This is a genomic window from Treponema sp. R6D11 (genome assembly GCF_054786075.1).
In genome coordinates, this window is the sequence record NZ_BDHD01001146.1 from 1 (window position 1) to 376 (window position 376).

Consider the following 376-nt stretch of genomic DNA (forward strand, 5'->3'; position numbering starts at 1 on the left):
ACAATGTCAGGGCAGATAACAGGAATGTACGTGATGTTCATAACCCATTTTTTAAACTTCGCTTTCATAAAATGAATGCCAATTGCAGCAAATGTGCCTATAACCGTTGCTGCAACAGACGATAAAAACGCGATCAAAAGCGTGTTTCCAAGAGCCTGCATAATGTTCTTGTCAGCAAACATCTCTTGATACCACCGCAAAGAAAATCCGCCCCAATGCCCGCGTATCGGCGACTTACTAAAAGAGAAAATCATAAGAATAAAAATCGGCGCGTATAAAAAGAAAAATATCAAATAAATATAAAATTTCTTTAATTGTTTCATAGCAAGGTCCCCCCTGCGTCTTCAAAGCTCTTCTTGTTCAAAACATGCACGCA

General features: G+C 38.8%; 1 protein-coding gene. It reads right to left on the reverse strand.

Annotated elements, in window-relative coordinates; genetic code table 11:
* Nucleotides 1–323: ABC transporter permease (locus tag ACYVTD_RS17865; RefSeq protein WP_461248957.1), on the reverse strand; the 323-nt coding region annotated here is incomplete at its 3' end.
* Nucleotides 324–376 lie beyond the last annotated feature (53 nt).